This is a genomic window from Prolixibacter denitrificans (genome assembly GCF_003014495.1).
Classification (GTDB): domain Bacteria; phylum Bacteroidota; class Bacteroidia; order Bacteroidales; family Prolixibacteraceae; genus Prolixibacter; species Prolixibacter denitrificans.
The window spans coordinates 177,620-200,545 of the sequence record NZ_PYGC01000004.1; the positions used below are offsets into that span (position 1 = coordinate 177,620).

Annotated in this window: 16 protein-coding genes; 7 read left to right on the plus strand and 9 right to left on the minus strand. The window is 44.9% G+C overall.

Translation table 11 applies throughout. From position 1 onward, the window contains the following. The first annotated feature begins 115 nt into the window (after positions 1–115). A complete protein-coding gene (locus CLV93_RS09755; RefSeq protein WP_106542013.1) occupies positions 116–1,141 on the plus strand; it encodes a zinc-dependent alcohol dehydrogenase family protein in 1,026 nt (341 codons plus the stop codon). Between the two features lie 5 nt (positions 1,142–1,146). Here the strand turns inward: CLV93_RS09755 and CLV93_RS09760 are convergent, their stop codons facing one another. From CLV93_RS09760 to CLV93_RS09780, 5 genes are read right to left on the minus strand one after another with little or no spacing between them, the layout of a single operon-like run. Beyond that, positions 1,147–2,268 carry a glycerate kinase gene (locus CLV93_RS09760; RefSeq protein ID WP_106542014.1) on the minus strand — a complete coding sequence of 374 codons (1,122 nt, stop codon included), beginning with the start codon at positions 2,266–2,268 and terminating at the stop codon, positions 1,147–1,149. Positions 2,269–2,318: 50 nt separating this feature from the next. Continuing rightward, the gene (locus CLV93_RS09765) at positions 2,319–3,998 is read right to left on the minus strand and encodes a sugar phosphorylase (protein ID WP_106542015.1); all 1,680 of its coding nucleotides are present in this window, start codon (positions 3,996–3,998) and stop codon (positions 2,319–2,321) included. Positions 3,999–4,001: 3 nt separating this feature from the next. Next, positions 4,002–5,582 (minus strand): sodium:solute symporter family protein, encoded by a 1,581-nt coding sequence (locus CLV93_RS09770; protein WP_106542016.1) that lies wholly within the window; start codon positions 5,580–5,582, stop codon positions 4,002–4,004. Beyond that, entirely contained in the window at positions 5,579–6,868 is a 1,290-nt protein-coding gene (locus CLV93_RS09775) for an MGH1-like glycoside hydrolase domain-containing protein (RefSeq protein ID WP_106542017.1), read from the minus strand. Before CLV93_RS09775 ends, CLV93_RS09770 begins: the two co-directional genes overlap by 4 nt. Positions 6,869–6,927: 59 nt before the next feature. Then, positions 6,928–9,531, minus strand: a complete 2,604-nt coding sequence (locus CLV93_RS09780) for a TonB-dependent receptor (protein ID WP_106542018.1) — start codon at positions 9,529–9,531, stop codon at positions 6,928–6,930. Between the two features lie 187 nt (positions 9,532–9,718). On the opposite strand from CLV93_RS09780, the gene CLV93_RS09785 reads away from it, so the two are divergent. Together CLV93_RS09785 and CLV93_RS09790 are read left to right on the plus strand one after the other, a co-directional pair. After that, positions 9,719–10,597 carry an AraC family transcriptional regulator gene (locus CLV93_RS09785; RefSeq protein ID WP_106542019.1) on the plus strand — a complete coding sequence of 293 codons (879 nt, stop codon included), beginning with the start codon at positions 9,719–9,721 and terminating at the stop codon, positions 10,595–10,597. A 27-nt stretch (positions 10,598–10,624) separates the two neighbouring features. Further along, on the plus strand, positions 10,625–11,128 hold the full coding sequence (locus tag CLV93_RS09790; protein ID WP_106542020.1) for a hypothetical protein: 504 nt from the start codon (positions 10,625–10,627) through the stop codon (positions 11,126–11,128). Between the two features lie 5 nt (positions 11,129–11,133). Here CLV93_RS09790 and CLV93_RS09795 read toward each other — a convergent pair whose 3' ends face one another. Together CLV93_RS09795 and CLV93_RS09800 are read right to left on the minus strand one after the other, a co-directional pair. Beyond that, on the minus strand, positions 11,134–12,243 hold the full coding sequence (locus CLV93_RS09795; RefSeq protein WP_106542021.1) for a cellulase family glycosylhydrolase: 1,110 nt from the start codon (positions 12,241–12,243) through the stop codon (positions 11,134–11,136). A 52-nt stretch (positions 12,244–12,295) separates the two neighbouring features. After that, complete coding sequence (locus CLV93_RS09800) at positions 12,296–14,857, minus strand: SEL1-like repeat protein (protein ID WP_106542022.1); 2,562 nt, start codon at positions 14,855–14,857, stop codon at positions 12,296–12,298. Positions 14,858–15,041: 184 nt separating this feature from the next. Between CLV93_RS09800 and CLV93_RS09805 the strand changes: the two genes are divergently transcribed. Continuing rightward, positions 15,042–15,581 carry an HD domain-containing protein gene (locus CLV93_RS09805; protein WP_106542023.1) on the plus strand — a complete coding sequence of 180 codons (540 nt, stop codon included), beginning with the start codon at positions 15,042–15,044 and terminating at the stop codon, positions 15,579–15,581. Between the two features lie 69 nt (positions 15,582–15,650). Here the strand turns inward: CLV93_RS09805 and CLV93_RS09810 are convergent, their stop codons facing one another. Continuing rightward, entirely contained in the window at positions 15,651–16,124 is a 474-nt protein-coding gene (locus CLV93_RS09810; RefSeq protein ID WP_106542024.1) for a superoxide dismutase [Ni], read from the minus strand. 105 nt (positions 16,125–16,229) lie between these two features. Between CLV93_RS09810 and CLV93_RS09815 the strand changes: the two genes are divergently transcribed. Continuing rightward, complete coding sequence (locus CLV93_RS09815; RefSeq protein ID WP_146141996.1) at positions 16,230–17,387, plus strand: serine hydrolase domain-containing protein; 1,158 nt, start codon at positions 16,230–16,232, stop codon at positions 17,385–17,387. Positions 17,388–17,396: 9 nt separating this feature from the next. Here the strand turns inward: CLV93_RS09815 and CLV93_RS09820 are convergent, their stop codons facing one another. Further along, on the minus strand, positions 17,397–20,033 hold the full coding sequence (locus CLV93_RS09820; RefSeq protein WP_146141997.1) for a putative LPS assembly protein LptD: 2,637 nt from the start codon (positions 20,031–20,033) through the stop codon (positions 17,397–17,399). Between the two features lie 151 nt (positions 20,034–20,184). Between CLV93_RS09820 and CLV93_RS09825 the strand changes: the two genes are divergently transcribed. Both CLV93_RS09825 and CLV93_RS09830 read left to right on the plus strand, forming a co-directional pair. Further along, on the plus strand, positions 20,185–21,384 hold the full coding sequence (locus CLV93_RS09825; RefSeq protein WP_106542027.1) for an N-acetylmuramoyl-L-alanine amidase family protein: 1,200 nt from the start codon (positions 20,185–20,187) through the stop codon (positions 21,382–21,384). A 69-nt stretch (positions 21,385–21,453) separates the two neighbouring features. Continuing rightward, positions 21,454–22,713, plus strand: a complete 1,260-nt coding sequence (locus CLV93_RS09830) for an MlaD family protein (protein ID WP_106542028.1) — start codon at positions 21,454–21,456, stop codon at positions 22,711–22,713. Positions 22,714–22,926: the final 213 nt, after the last annotated feature.

Genomic DNA, 22,926 nt, shown 5'->3' on the forward strand with positions numbered 1-22,926 from the left:
ACTATCGGTAAAGTTATGAAATCGGAAGGGGAATCTGTAATTCACCACCGATGCATTTTGTAATCACGCTCAACAGACACTAACTTTATAATTGAACCAGCTAAAAATCATCGTCATGAAAGCATGGGTTATTGAAAAAATCAGCGATTTGAACAAAGAACAGGAACCGCTCAAACAGGTTGAACTACCCAAACCGGTTCCAAAAGAAGGCGAACTGCTGATAAAGGTAAAAACCTGCGGCATCTGCCACACCGAGTTGGACGAGATTGAAGGCAGAACACCGCCACCGAGATTTCCGGTCGTTCCAGGCCACCAGGTAGTCGGAATCGTAGAAGAAAACCGGGGAGGCAATTCCGTCATTAAGGTAGGAGACCGCGTAGGTGTTGCCTGGATTTTTTCGGCTTGCGGAGAATGTGAATACTGCCTTTCAGGAAGAGAAAACCTTTGCCCCGATTTTCGGGCAACAGGAAGAGATGTCAACGGCGGATATGCTGAATACATGACCGTACCAGAAGGTTTTGCTTACAAAATCCCCGACTTGTTCAGCGATGCCGAGGCCGCTCCCTTGCTCTGTGCCGGAGCCATTGGTTACCGTTCGGCTGCACTCTGTAACCCAATAGACGGTCAGCGGTTCGGACTTACCGGCTTTGGAGCTTCCGCCCATTTGGTCATTAAACTGCTGCGGTTTCGCTTCCCAAAATCAGAAGTGTACGTCTTTGCGCGAAATCCCAACGAACGAAAATTTGCATTGGAATTAGGTGCTACCTGGGCCGGCAACACAACCGATAAACCGCCCCACCAATTGGACAGTATCATTGACACTACGCCGGTATGGAAACCGGTGATAAAGGCATTGGAATGCCTGAAACCGGGCGGGCGACTTGTCATCAACGCTATCCGGAAAGAAAATATCGATCAGGATGAACTGTACCGGATGGATTACGACCGGCACCTGTGGATGGAGAAGGAGATAAAAAGTGTGGCCAATGTCACCAGCCACGATGTGAAAGCGTTGATTTCCGCTGCAGCGGAGATGCCGTTCAAGCCGGATGTTACGATATATCCGTTTGAAAAGGCAAATCAGGCATTGATCGACATCAAACAACGAAAAATCAGGGGAGCAAAGGTTTTGGAAATCTAATACTGTCAGGACTTCAGCATCTTTCCAACAAGTTGTTCTGTTCGGGTAACCAAAAGCGCATAAGCATGTTGCATCGCATCTTCAAAGGAGGTCTCCTCGTTTTTAATCGCCTCAACAGCAACGACGGGCAGTTCGTTGATTTCGTCAGATTTTAATTCGCAAATACCGCACACAACGCCGAAAGGTTTTTTGAATTGCAGAGCCCGTTCCATCGTGCCTTTGACCACTTTCCCTTCCAGTGTTTGCTGGTCAAATTTTCCTTCGCCCGAGATGAGCATATCAGCTTCTTGCAGCAACTTGTCGAAATGCAGAATTTCCATGATGGTTGTTATCCCTTTCCGTGGTTTCGCTTTCAGGAAAATCATGGCACCGGCTCCCAATCCACCAGCAGCTCCAGCTCCGGGAATGTTAGCCACATCAAACTTCCATTCTTGTTTTATCAGTTCGCTAAAATGCCTCAGCCCCCTATCCAGCATTTCAATCTCTTCCGGATTAGCCCCTTTCTGCCGCGCAAAAACATGGGCAGCACCATTCGTTCCGTACAAAGGATTTTCTACATCGGTAACCAGGACAAACTCCGTGTTAGCCACATCCGGATTGGCCTTTCCACCAATAGAAACTATTTTCTCCAAAGAAGCACCAACCGGTGATAGTTCGTTGCTATTCTTGTCAAAGAAACGATAGCCCAATGCCTGCGCGACGCCCAGACCGCAATCATTGGTTGCACTACCTCCGACAAACAGATAAATCTTTCGGGCACCTCGGTGCAAAGCATCGACAATCATTTCGCCGGTACCCAGCGTCGTAGCAGAAGGCGCATGTTGCTCTTCTTCTCTCAACAATAACAAACCGGAAGCAGAGGCCATTTCAATGTATGCTGTATCATCCTGCAGGCCGTACCATGCTCCGACTTTCCGAAATAAAGGTCCGGTTACGTCGAGATAAATCCGCTTGAAATGAAGTTTCGATTCGATGGTTTCCAGTGTGCCATCGCCACCATCGGCCAAAGGCAACATATCGACCTGTGCCGAAGGTATCACCTTCAGAATTCCCTCCTTAACAGCATTACATGCCTCCAAAGCGGTCAGGGAACCTTTGAATTTATCGGTGGCGATCAGAATTTTCATCAGCTTACTTTTATGAGATGAAGTAATAAAAAAGTTAGAATATCTGCTATTTATCCTCTTTTCTTCAGCCAAACAAATTCGAGTCCCTGAAGAGACAACTCCTTATTAAAGGTACGATTAGAGATGATATCCGTCCATTCAGCATTTCCGGCCAGCAGGATGTTTTGCGTTCGCTGCGTCAGGTTAAAATGGGCATATACCGAGTCTTCATCCGAATTTCCTTTTCTGCACAAAGAGAATACTCCATTAACCGAATTAATCACCTCAAATTCTCCATACGGATCGAAAGCCGTCTCATTTTTTCGAATATCAATCAACCTTTTCAATCCGTTCAAAATGACCGACTGGCGGGTATCCGGATTATCGAGCAGCTCCTCCAGGTATTTGTAGTCGAACTTCTGCCGGTTTATTCGACGGTTCTGTCCGCTCTCCTCCATTCCCTTCACATCGTTCTCTGAGCCCACCATCGAATGAAAATAGATGGCCGGCAATCCAGGCATCGTCAGCAATACAGCATGAGCCAGCAAACTACGTTTCACGCCCAACTCCTCATCCTGGTCCGGCCCATGTAACAGACTAAGAAAATTGCAGTTGATCTCATAGGGGACTTGCTCACCGTTCCCTTTTGATTTGTACGAAACTTTTCCTCCGTTAGCCTGCGCCGCGTCGATGAGCACATTGAGTTCATCCCGATTCAGAATGTCATCTACCGGCATCACGCCGATACCATCGTGACTGGAGAGAAAATTAAAATAACACACGTTTTTTTGCGGAACTACCAGATTCGAAACCCAATCACTAAAGCGCTCCGTCGTTTCATTCAGCAGGCTGAAAGCCAACAACGGAGGCAGCGTAAAATTATACACCATATGCGCTTCGTCGCCATCGCCGAAATAGGCAATATTATCCGGGTGCGGCACATTGGTTTCCGTCAGCAACATCACTGATGGATTCAAATGCTCAATAACGCTTCGCATCAGCTTAACCAGTTTATGCGCCTGCGGAAGATGCATGCAGGTTGTATTTTTCTCCTTCCAGATAAATCCAACTGCATCGAGGCGAATAATCGAAGCTCCTTTCGACACGTAAAACAGCAACAGATTAAGCACCTCCAACAATAACTGTGGATTGGCAAAATTCAGGTCAACCTGGTCACGGCTGAACGTTGTCCAAACCTGGTAATCGCGATTCTTTCCTGAAAAAGTATGGACCAGCGGAGATGTTCGCGGACGGGTCACATTTTCGCAGCCGTCCAGGTTATCCACTTCGATATAAAAATCACGGTATTGCTCCTCGCCATTCAAAAACCCCACAAACCAATCAGATTGACTCGAGTTATGATTGATAACTGCATCGAACAGCAACCGGAAATCGTCCGACATCTTTTCAACTTCCTGCCAGTTTCCCAGTTCAGGATTAACCGAATAGTAATCAGTTACCGAAAAGCCATCGTCAGATGTATATGGATAAAACGGAAGAATATGTACGATGGAAACCTGCCGGCTTAAATACTTATTCAAAAACCGGTTAAGCGTCACCAATTTATCCTCTCCTTCCTGATAAACCTGATCGCCATACGTTATTAAAACGACATCCTTCTGAGTAAGCATTTTATTTTCCGCGTCAGCGAGAAACTGGTACTTATTCCAGAGTTTATCAATTCCATCCAAAAGCAAAGTAACCTCTTCGGGCTTGTAAATACCCGACAGGAGTTCCTTAATGTATTCCATAAATTACAAGAGATATTTCAGTGACAGACTTATTAATACAATCACGATAAACTGTACAATTAAAATAATGGTGTTCCTCGACCAGAAATGATAGGGTTCGTCATCAATAGCTTGCTTCTCAGCTACTGTTTTCTCCTTCTGAGTCAGTTTCTGAATGATTAAAGCTACCGCGAAGGTGACCACTGCGCCAATGAGGTTCCACCAGAACCAGAAAAGATGATCACCTACAACCAGCCAAAGAAACACATTGACCAAAACACCGGTGACCAATCCAACATTCATTGCCCGCGAATGTACCCAGCGAACCATGCTGGCAACCATAAACGTAGCGAGAATTGGACCATAGAAAACCGACCCTACTTTATTGATCGCTTCGATAACGGTATCGGCAATATTCCCGGTAAAAAAAGCAAGCACAATGGTAACAACTCCCCAGAATACTGAGGTAAGTTTGGAGTATTTTAAGTATGTTTTATCACTAACTTTCTTTCCTGCTACTAATAAATCTTCTGTGGTAACGGCACTCAACGAGTTAATAGTTGAACTAAGCGATGACATAGCTGCCGACAAAATAGCCACAATCAATAACCCCACCAGCCCGTGCGGCAAATAATCACGAATAAAAACCGGAATTAACAGGTCAGGTTTGTCAGCTGGAATCAGACTGGAAAAAGCCGGGGTCACCAACGCAAAGGTACCAACCACCAGTCCCATGATACTATACAACAACGTAATCGGGAACCTCAATAGACCATTTACCAGCAGTGTATTTCGGGCTGTTTTGATGTTCTTTGCCGACAACAAGCGCTGAACCTGCGACTGGTCAGTTCCGTAATAAGATGCATACAGAAAGAAACCGCCGATGACCATCGGGAAAAAACCAAAAGCACTGCCGCTTCCCTCTCCGATTCCAAAATCTTTAAAATTGACTGCATTTAAACGCGAAGGATCCAGATGAGCCAGAAAATTGTGAAAGCCCCCAAGGTAATCAAGGCCAACAAATAACGAAACCACAATTCCACCGACCAGAATAATCATCTGAATCATATCGCCATAAACAACTGCACTCATGCCTCCCTGGTAAGAATAAATGAGTGTGATGACACCAATCACCAGAATGGTCTGATAAAAGGGAATCCCCAACACGCTCATCAGAATAAGGGCTACAGCATAAACCATCACTCCTGTTCCAAAAGAGCGGCTTATCTGGAAAACAATACTAATCAAAATGCGTGTTGAGCGGCTGAACCGATTCTCGAGATATTCGTAAATACTGACAATTCCGGCTTTATATAATTTGGGAACCAAAAATACTCCAAGAAATATCATGGCCAGTGGTAGCCCAAACTCATAACTGAGCCATTGCAATCCACCTCCCTGGCGAATTCCAACAAAAGCAGGTGCTGAGATGAAGCTAATAGCTGAAAGCTGCGTAGCCATCACCGACAGACTCAACGGGAACCAACCAAATGATTTTCCTCCGAGGTAATAGTCCTGCCGTCCACTTTTCTTGCTGAATAGTTTTCCCAGCAATAAAAATCCACCGGCATAAACCACCACGATAATATAGTCTATCCAATTCATGAAGTCGTTTTATTAATCATGTCCAACACCAGCGCAGCGGTCCACGAAAAATCTGCTCCTCCGTAGCCCGTTCCCGACTGGTTATCGGTAAAGGGATTAAAGTATTCAAAAATCCCGTATTCCTTCACCATTCCAATGGTTTGATTCTTAACCAGCTCAGCTTCACCGGAAAGATGGTAATTTAACAAACCTTTCCAAATCAGCCAGTTCATATTCACCCAAACCGGTCCGCGCCAATAGTTTTTCTGCTCAAAACCCACTCCTTCCGGATGGCATGACGGGAAAGGACGAATCTGTGTTTGCTCCCGGTTTGGCTTCAGCATCCGCTGAACACGGGCTAATGAAGGAATTCCGGCAAATATGGGAATATAAGAACCTGAACAGGGTTGCTTTAGCTGTTCTCTTCCAACCAGATCGTAAGGAAAATAAAGGTCCTGCTCATCATCCAGAAAATAGACGTCGAAACTTTCCGTTCCCTGATTTAATTTCTGCGAAAGCCAGTCAGTATCTTTATTCAATACTTTTCCAAGGCGAATAAGACTCTCCGTTGATGCGAGCAAAATACTGTTGAAAACCGGATCGAGTATCTGGAATGGAAAATCATCAGGAATTCCTGAATATTTGTGTTCCCTGAGCGTATCAACCAGATACAGATATCGCTTGTAATCCAAATCTTTGGGACGGGTCGATTCACTTTCTTTCACCTCATGAACATCTTTTCTTTCGAGCTGAATATATTCAAGCTCATCCAACGTAATCCGCTCCAGCGGAATATCCCACCACGGTGAGTTATCCATCCCCGATTCCCAGTTGTGCCAAATGGCCACCAATCCGGTGGATTCGTACTCACGATATTGATAGAGCCATTGGTGATAAGAACTGACTTTATTGAACAGCTCGCTGATGCGTTGAATATCCAATCCGGCTTTAAATAACTCTTCCAGAATAAATCCATGAACCGGCGGCTGAGTAATTCCGGATGTCTTCAAATCAGCGGGTGCTTCTTCCGACACACCGGAATTCCAATAATCAGCAGAAGGAAAATAGGAACTATATTTTTCCGCGTTATGAAAGATAATATGCGGTAGAAATCCATTCTTCCATTGGCCGGAAAATAATGCTTCCATCTCGGTAAGCGCCCTTTCAGGCTTGTGATGCAAGTTTCCCAGCGCAATGAATCCCGAATCCCAATTCCATTGAAACGGATACAAACGGGGTGACGGAATGGTAAATCGACCTTTCCAGTTTTTATCCAATACCTGTATACACTGATGTGCAAGTTCCATATAGAGAAGAAAAAGCCGGTTATTCTCCAATAAGAATAACCGACTTAGTGAAAATTTGATTAGAAATTAAAGGTCGCTCTCACATATACTCTTCGTGGCAGAATTGGACGGCCGACGAAAAAGTCGCCACCGCTAATCTGCGAATTTCCCTGACGGGGCGATCCCTCGGTAATACCTACTGAATTGGCGAGGTTAAATACCGACACACCTAAACGAAATGACTGAGTTTTGCCCAACATTGTTGTGTAGCCAGCATCCAGGCGCATGATAGAATAGGGATCCAGCTTAACAGTATTTGCATCGTTGGCAAAACGCTTGCCAATGAAATTATCTGATAAGCCGGCATCAAACACACCATCATTGTAGGCAATACCCAACATTCCCATGGCACGGGGCTGTCTTCTCAACCAGTTACCAACCTGACCCGGATTTCCTTCTACCTTGGTATACTCGTGATTCTGAACAGTTAAGTTACCGTAGAAATTCAGCTTTTTGGTCAGGTAATAACTTGCATACGCCTCCAGACCAATGGTCCGTGTACTTTGCACACTTACCTGTTCGATGACACCACCAGCACCATCATTCACAAAATCAACTGAACGACGGTCGCCTAATGTTACGTAGTAAGTGCCCAGATTGGCTGCAAAATTCTTAAATCCGAATTTAGCACCGGCTTCCGCCTGATAAATTTTTTCAGGTTTATATGACTGTGTCACACCGGGACTGATAAATTTCACCGAACGAATTTCGGGGAAGAAATACCCTTTCGAGAAGTTTGCATACAAATTGGCTTGATGCGACAATTTATACAGACCCGCCATCGCTAGTGCAAAACCATTGGTTTGTACAGTTCCTTTATCGAAAGTATTGGAGCCGATTCCGGTTTCACTGGTAATAAATCCTTTCGCATGCTCGTAGCGGAGACCGACGTCCAGATTGAATCGATTCCACTTAATTTCGTCAGCCAAATAGCCGGCCGATTTCTGCATCGCATTCACTTTATTGGACGTCTGCGAACCAGAACCGACAATGTAACCGCCTTCTGTATAATGCTGAGTCGCTCCGTTTTCCTGGTAAGTTACATTAACCATTTTCGGCTCATTCCGGAAATCGCCCAAATAGCTGTAAATGTAGTCATCGTCTCGGGCAGAGGTGTACGAATTGAAGGTTCCAATTGTAAGATTGTGATTCGCGCTTCCCCAAGCGAAATTTTTCGAGAGGTTGAACTCACCAACCAATTCCTGCATCGGGCGATTACGATCCAAAATACGGTTTTGGAAAAGCAAATCGGTCGGTTTCAAGGGCTGTCCGGTAGAAACATACGTGAACGTAGCGTTGGCAGGTAAACCTCTTGCCGCCAGGTAATCAGACTGCAGTTCCGGAACGTTATGTACTCCGTCGCCATCTAAAAACAGGTTGAACTGGTGTTGGTAGCTGGCATATTTTGTTTTAACCTTCAACACCCAGTCATTATCAAAATTGTAGTTGAAATCAGCCATCAGGTAACCACCTTTAGTCATTACACCATTGCTGATTTGCGATTTGTGAACACCATAAGGAGTATCGAAAGAGAAATCAGTCGCTTCACCTGTCAGCGTCGTATATACCGTTTTTCCGTCATTTCCTTTCGGACGGGAATAGTTTCCGTTGTTGTTTTTCAACGGATAAGGCAAATAGAATACTACTTTATCATCGATGTACTGTCCGTAAAGGGTAAAAGCACCTTTACCATCATTCAACATCTTTTTGATATTTCCACGGAACTGTCCACCAACTGTTTTTAAGCCTGTTTTCAAAGGCCCTTCGTCATACCGGAGGAAACCTGAAAAGGCATAAAAAGTTGTTTTATTAATCTGTCCTGAAGAGAGTACATCAGCCCGCGCACGGCCACCATCAGCCCATTCCAGCTGAATTTTGTTTTCGGGGATAGCTGAGCCGGTAATACTGGAATAGTTGATAATACCCGCAACCGAACCAGCACCGAACAAGGTAGAAACACCACCTTTTACAAATTCCATATTCCGGAAGCCTAAATCATTCCGAAAATAAACGTCGTGTGCCGAAGAGTTCAGACCGAAAGCACTCAAAATCGGAATTCCGTCAATCTGAATCGGTGTAAACTGATACTGTCCGCCGGAAGGCAAACCACGTACAAACACGTTGGAAGCAACCTCGCCACCGCCACCTTCGGCAGTGATACCGGGAACCGTTCTCAGAATATCAGCCTGACTGTTGGACGTCAGTTTCTCCAGCTTCTTGCTGTCCATTTCGGTCATCGACAACGGAGAATCGAATTGCGTCCGTTTACTAAACGTTGCCGTTACAACCACATCGTTCAGGTTAAACAGGTCAGCAGAGAGGCCAAAATTCTTGGTAAGTGTTTTGCCTTCCTGGATGGTAACTTTTGTGGTTTGCTTTGTATAACCAACAAACGAAACACTGACCGTAGACGTTCCGGCCGGAAGGCTCAGTGAATAATGGCCATTTCCATCGGTAATGGTACCGTTTGTTGTGCCATCGACATATACCTGCGCCCCAGGCAATGGATTGCCGTTATCACTTTCGGTCACCTTTCCTGATAAGGTACCTGTTCCTTGCGCCATTGATGTCAGAGATAACATCATTAAGGCAAGAAAATGAACTAAAAAAATGTTAGTCTTCATAGGTTTACTATTTTTTAATAGGACTTGGATTGAATTTTCTGATGGTAAAACTATGAACTATAAATCCCGGACTCCTGACTCTTATTTTCCATTTATGATACTTTATTTGCCTTTTTTCATTTATTGATTACTTTTACTGTCAATACACTGTCACTTTATAACATAAAGTAAGAATCGTTCTAAACAAATGACCGGAAGACCAACCATTGAAATGCTGACCGAGGACCCGGGACAATCCATTCTCTGTCGAAGAATCGTAAGAGCCAAACGTCCAGATATCCATAACGAGGGTGTATGGCATTACCATCCTGATTTCGAGATTACGTACACGTTGAAAAGTTCCGGGAAGCGATTTGTAGGCTACAATATTTCCGATTATACCGAAAGTGACTTTGTTCTGATTGGTGAGAACCTTCCCCATTCCTGGATTACCAATCAGTACACTGAGCAGATTGTAGTCAATTTTAAAAGGGACATGTTTGGCGATGCATTTTGGAATGCCCCTGAGATGAAAAAAATAGAAGAGTTGTTGGACAAGAGTCAGCAAGGCATCTTTTTCAATTCGGAAACGTCGTCGAAAGCATTGCCATTAATGTTTATGATTGAACGCGAAAATGGGTTCAACCGGCTTCTGCATTTTTTCCGTCTCCTCGATTTGCTGGCGAATGCCGAAACACAGGAAGTCATTACCCACTTTCATCACGAGGTGAAAGACAGCCTGAAAGCGTCGAATCGCATTGAGCGAATCTATTCCTACATCTTGCAGAATTATCAATCGAACAACATTTCGTTCACGGAGCTAAGCGAGGAATTGAATATGAATAAGAGTTCGGTGTGCAAGTTTGTCAAGAAAGTGACCAAGAAGACTTTCTCGGAGATTGTGATTGAGACCCGCGTCAACGAGGCCTGCAAACTACTAGCCGTTAGCGATATGTACATTTCCGAGGTTTGCTTTGCCTGTGGCTTTAACAACCTCTCAAACTTTAATCGTTCGTTTAAAAAAATAATGCACACGACTCCCAAAGAGTACCGAAATATTTACCGAAGTTCGAAGAAAGAAAACTAAAACCCTCGATAACCAGAATATTTAGCCATGCCTGACTTAACCTCGAAATCAGAAAAACTTATCAACCAAAACGCTGAAACTGCGCTGGAGAAGCTTTTAAATTCACCATTCTTCAAAAAAGCGCCTGAAGCAGGCTGGGCCAACTATAAAAAACAATCGTTAGAAGCTGGTTCTTTATACATTCATGAAACAGAGAAAACCAACGAACTATTAATCTCAGAAAATGGCGGACTCGGTGGATCTGCAGAATTCAGAGTATTCTTAAAAATAGAAGAGCAGGGTCAGCAAAAATCACTAATGACTTTACATTTCAAATCAGGTTTATTTTCCGTTTCAACTATTAAATGGTTGTTTATCCTATTGCTGCCAGTTTCTGCTTTTAGTTTTTACTTTAATGAAATAATTGGTTTTGTTCTGGTGCTTATTGAGATCTTCTTTCTGATTATGAATTTATTGAACTGGCACACCCAAAACAGGTTCCTTAAGGCTATCGATGCCTCATTAAAGCAAACCTCCGATAAAACAAAATAGCCAAACTACGAACGGTACTTCTGCAACAATTCCAGCATTTTCCGATCGAGCTGGTTACCACGGAAGTTTTCGTACTTCACATCTTTCCGGTCTGAATTAAAGATACCAAAATCGCCTTTCAGGTTCCAGAGACTCCATCCCCAACCCATTTCACGCCACAGCGAAAGAAAATCTTCCATCCAGCTCAGGCATATTTCATGCGGAGTATATTTATAACATCCCCATTCGCCCACATGCACATTCACACCTTTCTTCACCAACGGACGCCAGGGATCAATCTTTTCCTTCCTGAGCACCTCTTTGTTCCAGGTTTTCCCGCTTTTATCGGTAAACGGCCAGGATGGTTCCGGCCAACTATCGGGAGTGTAACCGGGAACCCAACTCGCCCGGTAATGCGAGACCTGCATCGGGTCGTAGCCACGGCAACTCTGCACAAGGCCCAAATCAGCTATTTCCGGAACCGGATCGCGACCCACATTGATGCCGTCAGCAAAAATCAGTCGTTTCGGATCTTCTTCCCGGATTGCTTCCACCAGCGCTCTGACCACACGGGCGTAGTTTTCATTGGGTGTGACAGGAGGTTCGTTGAGCAGGTCAAAGCTGAGACGCCGGTTCGGAATGCCCTTGTAACGTCGTGTAATATACCGCCAGTGATAAATGGCCGCCTCAAGAGCCTTGTCCTTCTCAGGTCCGTAAAACAAATCGATGGGTTCCAGACCACGACCATTAATACAATAACCCGGAATCCGATGAAGGTTCATGTTGATATGCACATTATACTGATGTCCGAAGTTCACCGCCTGATCGACATCAAGGAATACTTTCTCATTGATATCCATCCATTTGTCCACTTCCGGTTTCGACCAGTTCCAGTACGACATGGGCAGGCGGGCAAAATTGAATCCTAACTCCTGCATCAGTGCAAAATCTTCCTCATCGTATTTGCGGTTGGGCTGATTTCCCGAAAACTTGGCCAACAGATTAAAACCATACCAGCGGGGGATCTTCCCCGGGCGAATATCCCTTGCTTCATCGAAAGCCATAGCACTGCCCGAAGTAAGGAGTGTTCCGGCTGTTGCCAGACCGGCTCGTTTCAAAAAGTCACGTCTTTCCATCGTATGTAGGTTTTGTTAGTTCAGCTTTTCAGGAAATCGTCTTTTTCTTCGTCTAACTTAGGTTTCCTTTCAGAATGTTCCCTTCAGCATCGGTTGCCAGGTAAGGCATCCAGTATTCCAGTGCAGCAGGGCCTTCGGGAAGTTTATCCATGTGCAACAACTCAGCTGCAGTAAGCCAGCCACCGACTGATGCATCCTCCAATAATTCACGGGCTTTATCCACATCTTTGCGAACTCCCAAACCAGCAAGATAGAGCAAAGCCTGATTAAAACGGGCCATCTCATCGCCGCCATCTGCCAACTCGGTTAATTGCTCCAAACAGGCTTTAAAATCGGGACCGTTCAGTTCTCCTCTTTTCAGGAAAGTGGCCTTATTCAATTTGGCCGCGCGCAATCCACCTCCAGCAGCTTTGTTCAACCATTTCCAGGCATCTGCCGGATGACGTTTCTCCAGTTCGGGCGAAACCAATAAGGTCGCCAACAGGTTGGCCGCAGGAAGGAATCCGTCTTTCGCTGCGGGTTCCAGAAATGAAATGGCTTTCGGAAAATCGGCCTGTTCGTCATTTCCGGCATATAAACGTCCCAGCATAAAACGCGACTCATTATCGCCGCCATAGCCACCTTTGGCAAAACATTCGGCCGCTTTGACCGGATCGGCTTCCGTCCCCTCACCATCTAAATAAAGTTCGCCTAGTGTTCGCCAAGCCTCGGAGAAACCATTTTCAGCTGCTTCGCGGTAGAGTGCAAAAGCCGTTTCCTGATCTTTCGGGACACCCTCGCCATAAAAGTACATTCCGGCCAGGTTATATTTGGCTTCCACCGAGCCTTCCTCAGCAGCCTTCTCAAATAATTGAAACGCCTCTGAATAATTTTTCTCCAAACCTTCGCCCATGTAATAGAGCACACCAAGGTTATATTCGCCCAAAGCAAAACCACTGTCCGCCGCCTTCTGATACCATCTGGCCGCCTCTTCCAGATTCACCTCAACTCCTTTCCCCTGATGATAGGCATTGCCCAAATTATTCATGGCTTCCGGAATATTTTTTTCCGCCGCAAGGCGATACATTTCCACAGCTTTACCCGTGTTGGCTTCAACTCCACGGCCAGCTTCGTGAAGCACGCCCAGATTAAACAAAGCCCGGGCATAACCTTCGTCCGCCGCTTTTTGATACCAGCTAAATGCCTTTTCGGGATTTTTTTCTACCGTGATGCCATTTTCGAAGTAAACGCCTACGCGGAACATGGCACCAGGTACACCTTTCTCTGCCGCATCCATAAACCATTGAAACGCTTTTTCCTTATCAGACCAATAGCTCAGTCCTTTCTCATGCAAGATGCCCATCAGGTAGGCAGCCCGAGGATGTCCGGCTTCGGCCGAACGGCTGAAATAGTCGGCCGCTGCATGCTCATCTTTTTCGGTGATTTCTCCCGCCAGACAGAGACTGGCGTAACGGTATTGCGCCTCAACGACACCTTTGTCCGCCGCGCGTTTCGCGTAGTCAACGGCTTTTTTTGCATTCACTTCAACATTCTCGCCCGTTTCATACAGATATGATAACCGAAGCATGGCCTCTGCATTACCTCCCAAAGCAGCCTTTTCGAGCCATTCGGCACCTTCTGATTCTGCTTTTTCGAGGTATTGGTTGGCAATAATTTCCTGGGCAGGTGCATACCCTTTGTCGGCTGCCACCTGGTACCAGTCGTGCTTTTCGCCCAGTTCGTCCAACAGACGTCCAAGCAGAAACATGGCTTCCATAAAGTTGGCATCGGCCGCTTGTTCCAGGTATTTTTTTGCCAATTCGATATTCTTCTCAACGCCCAGCCCTTCGAAGAGTATTTTTCCCATTTTCATGGAAATATCAGCCGGCAGGGGATCACCAATTTTTGAGAACCAATGATAAGCCAGTGCGTAATCCTGCTCCGTTCCCCTTCCTTCGTAATAGAAACGACCGACCTTACCGCAGGCTTCCGGATAATCTTTTTCTGCGGCTTTCAAATACCACTCAAACGCCTTTGGCAATTTTACGGGCACCGATAATCCTTCTTCGAAAACCTCCCCGATTTTGTACATAGCCGGAGCATAACCTGCTTTTGCCGATTCATACCAGTTATCAACGGCCTCTTCCAAATCGCGGCGGCCGCCTTTCCCAATTCGGACCAGTCGTCCGAAATTATACTTCGCAACAATGTCTCCCCGCTCAGCTCCCCGTTCATACCACTCAAAAGCTTTCTCATCATTCTCCTCGAGGCCGATGCCGGTTTCGCGCATTTCTCCAATATAGTTACAGCCATCGGCACCGCCGGCACGGGCTGATTCGAGAAACCAACGAACCGATTTACTGGCATCCTTTTGCCTGTTCTCACCCGTATAATACCACTTCCCAATGGTTAAAGCAGCATCCGAAAAGCCATTCTCCATCAACTTCTCAAAAGCTTCGTATGCCGTTTCCCATGAGTTCTCCTGCTCATAGAAATCAAGGAATATCATTGCAGGCTTATAACCGGTATCGAACGCTTTTTCGATACGTTTCAGTCCTTTTTCCGCCTTGCCTCTCTTCAGCAATTCAAGACCTCGCAGGAATAATTTGTTTTCAGGGAGTATATTTTCAGTCATTATTTATCGATTTAACAGACTTTAAAAATAGCGTAACCAGTTAACAGAATGAAAAGGTTTTATCGAATTTCTGTAATATTTTTCCCTTTTGGAATAAAAACGAAATTGCCTTTTATATAATTTTAGGATCGACGTTTAATCGGGCAACTTCAAAAACGTTAATTTTACCCGAAACACCATGAGCATGGAACCGCTGAAAATTATTGACCACTACTACAGAAAAGACACTCAAGCATACCAAATTCTGGTTACTCACAGTCAATTGGTTACCGAAAAAGCGTTATGGATTGCCCAGCGCCATCCGGAACTCAATCCCGATTCGGATTTTATTGCCGAAGCCGGCATGCTGCACGATATCGGTATCATCAAAACTCATGCTCCCGACCTCGGATGCTATGGCGAACTTCCCTATTTGTGTCATGGTTATTTGGGGCGCGAAATACTGGAAACAGAAGGCCTGAACGACCATGCCCTGGTATGCGAACGTCACACCGGAGTGGGCATTACGGCAGAAGAAGTGATAAAAAACAAGCTTCCTCTGCCGGAGCGCGATTTTGTTCCGGAATCGGTGGAAGAACAAATCATTTGCTTTGCCGATAAATTCTTCTCCAAAAGCAAGGACCTGAAAAAAGAAAAATCGCTCGACGAAATCAGAAAATCGATGGGGCGCTTCGGACAGAAAAATATTAACCGTTTTAACGAATGGTGCGAGTTATTCCTGTAAACAAGGAATAATAACAACAAAACAAAAGGCGGGAAATATCCCGCCTTTCTTCCTTACCTAAACTTTCTATCAGTGACTATGTTCATGCTCTGCCCCTTCGAAGTACAAAGCGGCAAATTTATCGACTACATCGTTCATCATCCCGATGTATTTCAAATCGGTTGTTTGTTTCGCCTTCATGGCATACACACATAATTCGTGCAGCAGTCCCAACATTTTTATATTCTTCTTTTGTTGTTCCGGCTCGTCGCTCAACTTGATGCGCTGAAACATAAAATACTGTGTCGCGGTATCCTGTATTTTGGTTGCATGCACGTCTTTATTGGTTACCCAACGAACCAACTGGTTATAATTAACAGGTGTTTCACCTGATAACTGGGTTACCATTTGCATACTTTTTTCCACTGTATGGATATCTTCTTTTAGCAGTTGAATGCGAAGCGAATCTCCATAAATTCCACAGGGAATTTCACAGTGGGCTTTCGCCTCACCCGAAAACATAGCAAGAAGAGCAAAAAGGGTAATGAACACCAATTTTTTCATAATATCAGGTTTTAATCGTTAGTTAATTTGCGTACTATTAACACAGTAAGTCGTTCATTGTTCAACAATAACAGAATACAGCTGTTTGAAAACAAAAAACAAAGCTTGGCACTAACTAAACGACAAAGGGGACGCATATTCTTCTCATTAAGCCTGATAATTATCGGATTAGTGATTGCGTTTGTTATGCCTCGCTTCAGCAGACGAATTCTGATGTACCGCACACCGGGGTACGACGATTACAAACTTTTCGATTACCAGAAAATTGACACCGGTAGTGTTGAGCCATGGTCTGTGCTTCCAAAGAAAAGCCAGATTCCGCTTAGCGAAAAACAGAAACTCTACCTTGCAGCGGGCCACACTTTTAGCTATGTAGTTGTTCACCAAAACCAGATAGTTAAAGAATACTACTCGCAGGACGCCGGTGCTAAATTCCGGCCCAACTCATTTAATCTTACGCAGGGAATTCTTTCCTTACTGGTCGGAAGCGCCATTCAGGATGGCTACATTAAAAGCGTCGACCAGCATGTCAGTGATTTTTATCCGGAGTTCTATGAAAAAATGAACCAGGGCATTACCATCCGGAACCTTCTCGAGATGACATCCGGATTGCAGCCCGCAAAAAATATGACCAAACGCTGGCCCTTTTCCCTCCAGGCTTATTATGCCAAAGACCTGAACAAACGCATCCTGAAAATGAAATCGTCGGAGCCGCCGGGCGAAACCTGGCATTTTACCAGCGCCAACGCACAATTGCTGGCCATGGTCATCGAAAGGGCCTCAGGTATGAAAATATCAGACTACCTCGAAAAGAAACTCTGGATTCCCCTGGGATGTGCTGAGCCGGCGCTTTGGTCGGTTGATGACGCCGGAAATGAGAAAGCATTTTGTTGCTTTTTCGCTACCGCGAAAGATTTAGCACGCATTGGTCAGCTTATTCTGAACGAAGGCTACTGGGATGGCAGACAAATTGTATCACGGGATTACCTCAGAAACATGATTACTCCGGTAGAAGGATTGCGCAATGCCGCCGGCAAAGAGGTTAACAGCTGGGGCTGGTACTGGTGGATTACTAATTACCGTGGGCGGCAGGTTATTTTCAGCCGTGGTCAAATGGGACAATACCTTATTATCGTTCCAAAAGAAAACATGATCGTTGTGCGTCAGGGCGAACTAGGCTCGCCTGATTTCACGCGCATCAATATTCCCGAACTATACCAGTTACTTGACATTGCTTTTCAAACGTCCGGTGTGGTTCTCTGAAAAAATATCCTAATTATTATCGTAGAAACTCTGACGTTTGTTCAGTTTCAAATCCTTCAGCAGTGCCGAACTGGCCCTGATGGTGAAACTGTAACTTCGCCGGTATCCGAACGGAATCAGGTTGAGAGACATCTGCCAGCAGTGCAGGTCGCGGAACACATTAAACTGCGTAAACGTCACTTGGTTGTTGCCAATATCGTAACCCGACGAAAAACCGATTTTCCACTTCTTCGTCAGGTTCACGTTACCCGAAAAATCAACCGTTGAAGTAATATTAGCACTCACGTCCGGCCTGTTTTTACTGTACCGGAAACTGTAATCGAGGCGAACGTCCCAAGGCAAATTGAAGTCAGCATACTCCGGGTATTCCCCGGGCAGAATTTTTCCCTGCCCGTCATCTACAGCTTCTTCTCCCGGCGTTTTCCCATTCTTATCATCGTTTTTCTTCGACTTAAAAGATAACCCGAAGGACAGGTTCGCGGATGTCAAACGAGCCAGCTTACCCGTCTGGTTCACTTCGAAGGTATTGATCCGTCGCCCGTCGACCATGGCATACGGATCGAAAATAGCACCAAAGTTGATGTTGGTTCCCGCCACTTTGGTCCGGCCTCGCAAACTGATGTTTGATAGATTCAATGAATCAGCTGCCAGGTTATACGAGCCACTCAGCGAAAGCTGGTCAAGAAGCTTGATTTTTTTGTAAGCATCCTTGCTGGTTGTATCTTTCTCCGACTTCAGCTTTTTCATTTCCAGCGTATTGTTCAGGCTGAAGCCGATAGAACCAGAACGTCCGCTTCCGGCAGTACCGTAAAGGGCACCATCGTGATACGGATACCTGATTAATTCCGGTCTTCCAAGGGAGTCATAAACAGCAACTGTTCCATACATACCGTAGCGCGGATCACTGAAATCGGGGCGCATGCTGAAGCTGATACTGGGCGTCATCACGTGCCGGATACCCTTGATTTTGCTGTTCGGATTTTTCGGAGCGTACGTACCATACAACTTAGTTGACGCCCCCACGCTGAACGAATAATCGTAATCGCGGGTAAAACCGTAAATGGTATCGGTAACCTGTAATCTATTGGTATCGTAGTTATAGTCTTTCCGTATTTGCTTAGTGTACCAACGCTCCGTGTAATTAAACGATGGACTGACGGTAACGAATTTCAATGCCTTGAAGGAAGTACTAATCGGGATATTCTGCTTAATTCCGTTTTCCCAGTCGGTAATAAACGAGGAATTCAGCAAGTCGTATTCCTTCATGTTGGTCCGATTCTGAATATCGGCCGTATAACTAACACCAATCTTCTCGTACCACTTTTCCCTCCCCGCGCGATTCTTCGACTTGAACGGATATATACGATTCATATTGATCGTCATCTGCGGCAGCGTCAGGCTAATGGTCGTATCACGACTGTTCTGCGAATGCCGCAGGTTAGCCGACATGGAAAACGGCGAATTTTCCCAACGCTTGGTATAGGAAATACTCGACTGTTTGGTGTTTGTCAGGTAATTCTGTGTAGAATATGCATTGTTTTGATCATACGAGCTGGTCGAGAAGTTCACACTGGCACTGAACGTCTGGTTTGGACTGGCTTTGGGGTCCATCCGGTGGCTCCACGTAATGGCAAAATCGTTTTGTGTTTTATACCCCGGAAGACCTTTGTCACCGAAAACGTTCTTGTAATATTTCAGGTCAAAGCTTCCGCTGAACTTGTATCGAAGCTTGTAATTGGTATGAAATTTTATTCCCCGGGAGCCTTTCGAATAAATATCGCCTCGAAGCGCCACATCGAAATAGTCGCTGGCCGCCCAGTAGTAACCGAAATCGCGCAGGAAGAAACCACGGTTCTTCTCTTCACCGTATGAGGGCATCAGAAAACCGGAAGAATATTTCGGCGAATTCGGAAAGAATCCAAACGGAATGATCGCAAAATACAGTGGCAAATCCTCCACCACCAGGTAAGCCGGACCAGTGATGATCTTTTTATTGGAAATTACCTTGGCTTTTGTCATTTCCAGGTAAAAGTGCGGATGTTCGGCATCACAGGTCGTGTATTTACCATTTTTCAAACAGTAAGTCGAATCGTTAACCAGTTTGGTTCTTTCGGCCTGTACATAACCTCCCTGCTGTTCGGTGGTCACACCAAATACAATTCCCTTTTTTGTTTTGAAGTTGTACCTAATCTTATCTGCCTGAAACTCTTCGGAACCTTGCTTGAAGTTGGGTTTCCCCTGAATGGTTCCGGTTGAGTCGGGCATACCAACCGCATAAACTTCGCTGCTATCGAGGTTCAATTCGATGTAAGCCGCCTTTAACTGAATATCTTTATAATTGACCTGGGCATCACCATACATGAACACCTTTTTCCCGGTGATGGAAAAATCCAGCGAATCGGACGCCGTATAGGTGATTTCTGCATCAATGGATTGTACTTGCTGTGAAGATTGCTGATCTTGCTGTTGATTCTGACTCAGCGAATCCGGAGCCGGAGAAATATTGGTTGCGGGCTGCATCTGAGGATTCACATTACCCGAGCGCAACTGAGGTGTTTTCCGTTCAACCGGTTCCTGAGCATAAGCCATCAACGAATTAAACAACAGGATGACAAAGAAAAGATATAATCGATGATTTTTACTCAAAATCGTGTCTATTCAAATACGTTTAACCTACCGAATCAGCGATAAAATTATGTAGTGCAAAAGTAAAAAAACCTCCTTTAGAATTGGGGTCTCCCTAAAAATTATTTAATCTTTCTATTTTTGTAGTAGTTATGATAAAGCAAGCGACAAAATGTACATTATAAATTCCCTCTACCTCAATAAAATAAAAGATCTGAAAAAGATCGTCCTTCTCATACTGGGAATGGCCGCTCTGTTCCCGGAGCCCGCTTTTTCCCAGCCAGGAAACGATCCAAACTATAAACTGAAAACAGTTGTTTTGGACGCAGGCCACGGCGGTCGCGACCCCGGTGCCATGGTCGGAAAAAAGATGGAGAAGGATATCGCTCTCGGCATTATTTTAAAATTAGGTCATTACATTGAGAAATACATGCCGGACGTTAAAGTCGTCTATACGCGCGACAGCGATTTCTTTGTTCCATTGTACAAACGTGCTGAAATCGCCAATAAAATAAAGGCCGACCTATTTATCTCCGTTCACGCGAATATTTGTGGTACGCCGTCTATTCATGGTACCGAAACCTATGCGCTGGGATTGCACAGAACAGAAGACAACCTCGAAGTCGCCAAGAAAGAGAACAGCGTAATTTTGCTCGAGAAGGATCACACCACACGGTATGAAGGTTTCGATCCCAACTCCTCGGAATCATATATTATGTTTGAATTGGTTCAGAATGAATTCCTGGACCAAAGCCTAATGTTCGCTTCCGACGTGGAAGATCAGTTCAGAACCAGGGCAGGAAGACGTGACCGCGGCGTTCGCCAGGCAGGTTTCCTTGTACTCCGCGAAACATCAATGCCCAGCGTATTGATTGAAACCGGCTACATGAGCAACAAAAAAGAGCTGAACTACCTTGAAAGCGATAACGGAAGAGCCATTATTGCATCGGCCATATTCCGGGCATTCCGAAAATACAAGGAAACCATCGAGGCACGCAGCAAGTACCACACACAGCTTGTTGAAAACAAAAAAGAGGAAGTCAAGCCCGCTATCGACTCATTGGCTGTTTCCAAACGAGACACCGTTGACCTTTTTAAAGGAGTGGTATTTGCCATCCAAATTGCTGCTTCCAAACGAGAGCTGAAACTCGAGCCGGAGAATTTTAAAGGGGTCAAATATCTGTACCGAATCAAGACCGACAATATATATAAGTACCTCACCAGCGCATCGACCAGCGAAGATGATGTGCAGAATCAACTGAAAGAGATTCAGAAAAAGTACCCGGATGCGTACGTGGTAGCATACGAAAACGGCCATCCGGTTTCCATGCAAAAGGCACGAAGAAAAGTAGCTGCAGAAGCATCAAAGTAAAATAGTGCTTTTTTTATCAGGATTTTCCTTTTTACTTTTGTTTAGACTCTATATCAATCTTAGCCACGCATGAAAATTAGTAAGACCACAAAAATCGGTATACTCACTGTGGGTAGCCTCGCGATACTTATCTGGGGAATCAACTTCCTGAAAGGACGTGACCTGTTCAAATCAGAAAAAATATATTACGCCCGTTATCATAACGTCGGCGGCCTCGAAGCCTCATCAGATGTAAGACTGAACGGCTTCAAAGTAGGTTATGTCAGCGACATCTATTTTAAGGAAGATCGCTCCGGTGATCTCATGGTCAAACTGGCCATCAACAAGAACTTCGAAATCCCTAAAGGAACCGTAGCTGAAATTGTCAGCACAGACCTTCTGGGCTCACGTTCGGTAAAGTTGACGATGGGAAAAAGTCAGCAGTATTACCAACCCTACGATACGCTTCGTACTTCCGTAGAGGCTGACCTGAAGCAACAGGTAAGTGAGGAGTTAGCCCCGATTAAAGCCAAGGCTGAAAACCTGCTCGGTTCGCTCGACTCTGCAATCACGGTAGTTACTTATGTTTTTAATGACAAAACCCGGGACAATCTGCGGGAAAGCTTCGCCCACATCAACAATACCATTCTTAATCTCGAACAAACATCCAAGAACCTGAACTTGCTGGTGGCCGCCCAGAAAGAAAACATGGCCTCAACCATCACCAATTTGAGAAAGATAAGTGAGACGTTGAACAACAACGCTGACAATATTAATAATATCATGAAAAACCTGTCGAACGTAAGCGATACACTTTCAGCACTGCAGCTGCAAGCCTCGTTGAGCAAGTTCGACGATATGCTCACCAACCTGGATGAGATTATGACCAAAGTGAATAACCAGGATGGAAGTTTGGGATTACTGGTAAATGATCCGATGCTGTATAACAATCTTAACCGGATAACTCAAAACCTGAACCGGTTGTTGATCGATTTACGTCAAAACCCGAAACGTTTTATCCACTTCTCAGCGTTCGATCTGGGCAAAGAAATTTACCTTACTCCGAAGCATACTTCGCAACCTAATGAGAATGTGAAATTTAGGGTTCTATTGGTAAGCAGCACTTCAGCAATACCTATGGAATCAGCTCTATTTAAGCCATTTAAAGACGTCGAAGAGGTCAAATCAGGTAAGTACTTTAACTATTTTGTCGGGAACACATCATCGATTGAGCAAATTAGAACCATTTTAAATAAGGCTCAAAATGTCTTTCCCGACGCCTCGATCGTGGCATTTAAAAATGGGAAAAAAATCAGATTAGAAAGAGCGTTAAAAAAGGTTAACAAATAAATTTCATTCCAATTTCATTTTTTTTAAATTCGATAGCTGAATAAAATCGGAAATAGCCTCCCGGTAACCGAGCCTGCCGCATCACTACCGGGAAGATTCCAAAAACCAGCTTAGCGAATGAATTCACAAAAATCTACTTACCAAGATTTTGTGGCTCATGCTAGAACTCAAACAATTGACTATCAGATAGTTAATTTATTTTTGTTTTTTTAC

Excerpts from the sequence above, each read along its gene's own strand:
- CLV93_RS09785 (WP_106542019.1), top strand. The coding sequence starts at position 9,719 with ATGACCGGAAGACCAACCATTGAAATGCTGACCGAGGACCCGGGACAA.
- CLV93_RS09810 (WP_106542024.1), bottom strand. The coding sequence starts at position 16,124 with ATGAAAAAATTGGTGTTCATTACCCTTTTTGCTCTTCTTGCTATGTTT.
- CLV93_RS09755 (WP_106542013.1), top strand. The coding sequence starts at position 116 with ATGAAAGCATGGGTTATTGAAAAAATCAGCGATTTGAACAAAGAACAG.
- CLV93_RS09805 (WP_106542023.1), top strand. The coding sequence starts at position 15,042 with ATGGAACCGCTGAAAATTATTGACCACTACTACAGAAAAGACACTCAA.
- CLV93_RS09770 (WP_106542016.1), bottom strand. The coding sequence starts at position 5,582 with ATGAATTGGATAGACTATATTATCGTGGTGGTTTATGCCGGTGGATTT.
- CLV93_RS09830 (WP_106542028.1), top strand. The coding sequence starts at position 21,454 with ATGAAAATTAGTAAGACCACAAAAATCGGTATACTCACTGTGGGTAGC.
- CLV93_RS09825 (WP_106542027.1), top strand. The coding sequence starts at position 20,185 with ATGTACATTATAAATTCCCTCTACCTCAATAAAATAAAAGATCTGAAA.
- CLV93_RS09800 (WP_106542022.1), bottom strand. The coding sequence starts at position 14,857 with ATGACTGAAAATATACTCCCTGAAAACAAATTATTCCTGCGAGGTCTT.
- CLV93_RS09775 (WP_106542017.1), bottom strand. The coding sequence starts at position 6,868 with ATGGAACTTGCACATCAGTGTATACAGGTATTGGATAAAAACTGGAAA.
- CLV93_RS09780 (WP_106542018.1), bottom strand. The coding sequence starts at position 9,531 with ATGAAGACTAACATTTTTTTAGTTCATTTTCTTGCCTTAATGATGTTA.
- CLV93_RS09790 (WP_106542020.1), top strand. The coding sequence starts at position 10,625 with ATGCCTGACTTAACCTCGAAATCAGAAAAACTTATCAACCAAAACGCT.
- CLV93_RS09795 (WP_106542021.1), bottom strand. The coding sequence starts at position 12,243 with ATGGAAAGACGTGACTTTTTGAAACGAGCCGGTCTGGCAACAGCCGGA.
- CLV93_RS09765 (WP_106542015.1), bottom strand. The coding sequence starts at position 3,998 with ATGGAATACATTAAGGAACTCCTGTCGGGTATTTACAAGCCCGAAGAG.
- CLV93_RS09760 (WP_106542014.1), bottom strand. The coding sequence starts at position 2,268 with ATGAAAATTCTGATCGCCACCGATAAATTCAAAGGTTCCCTGACCGCT.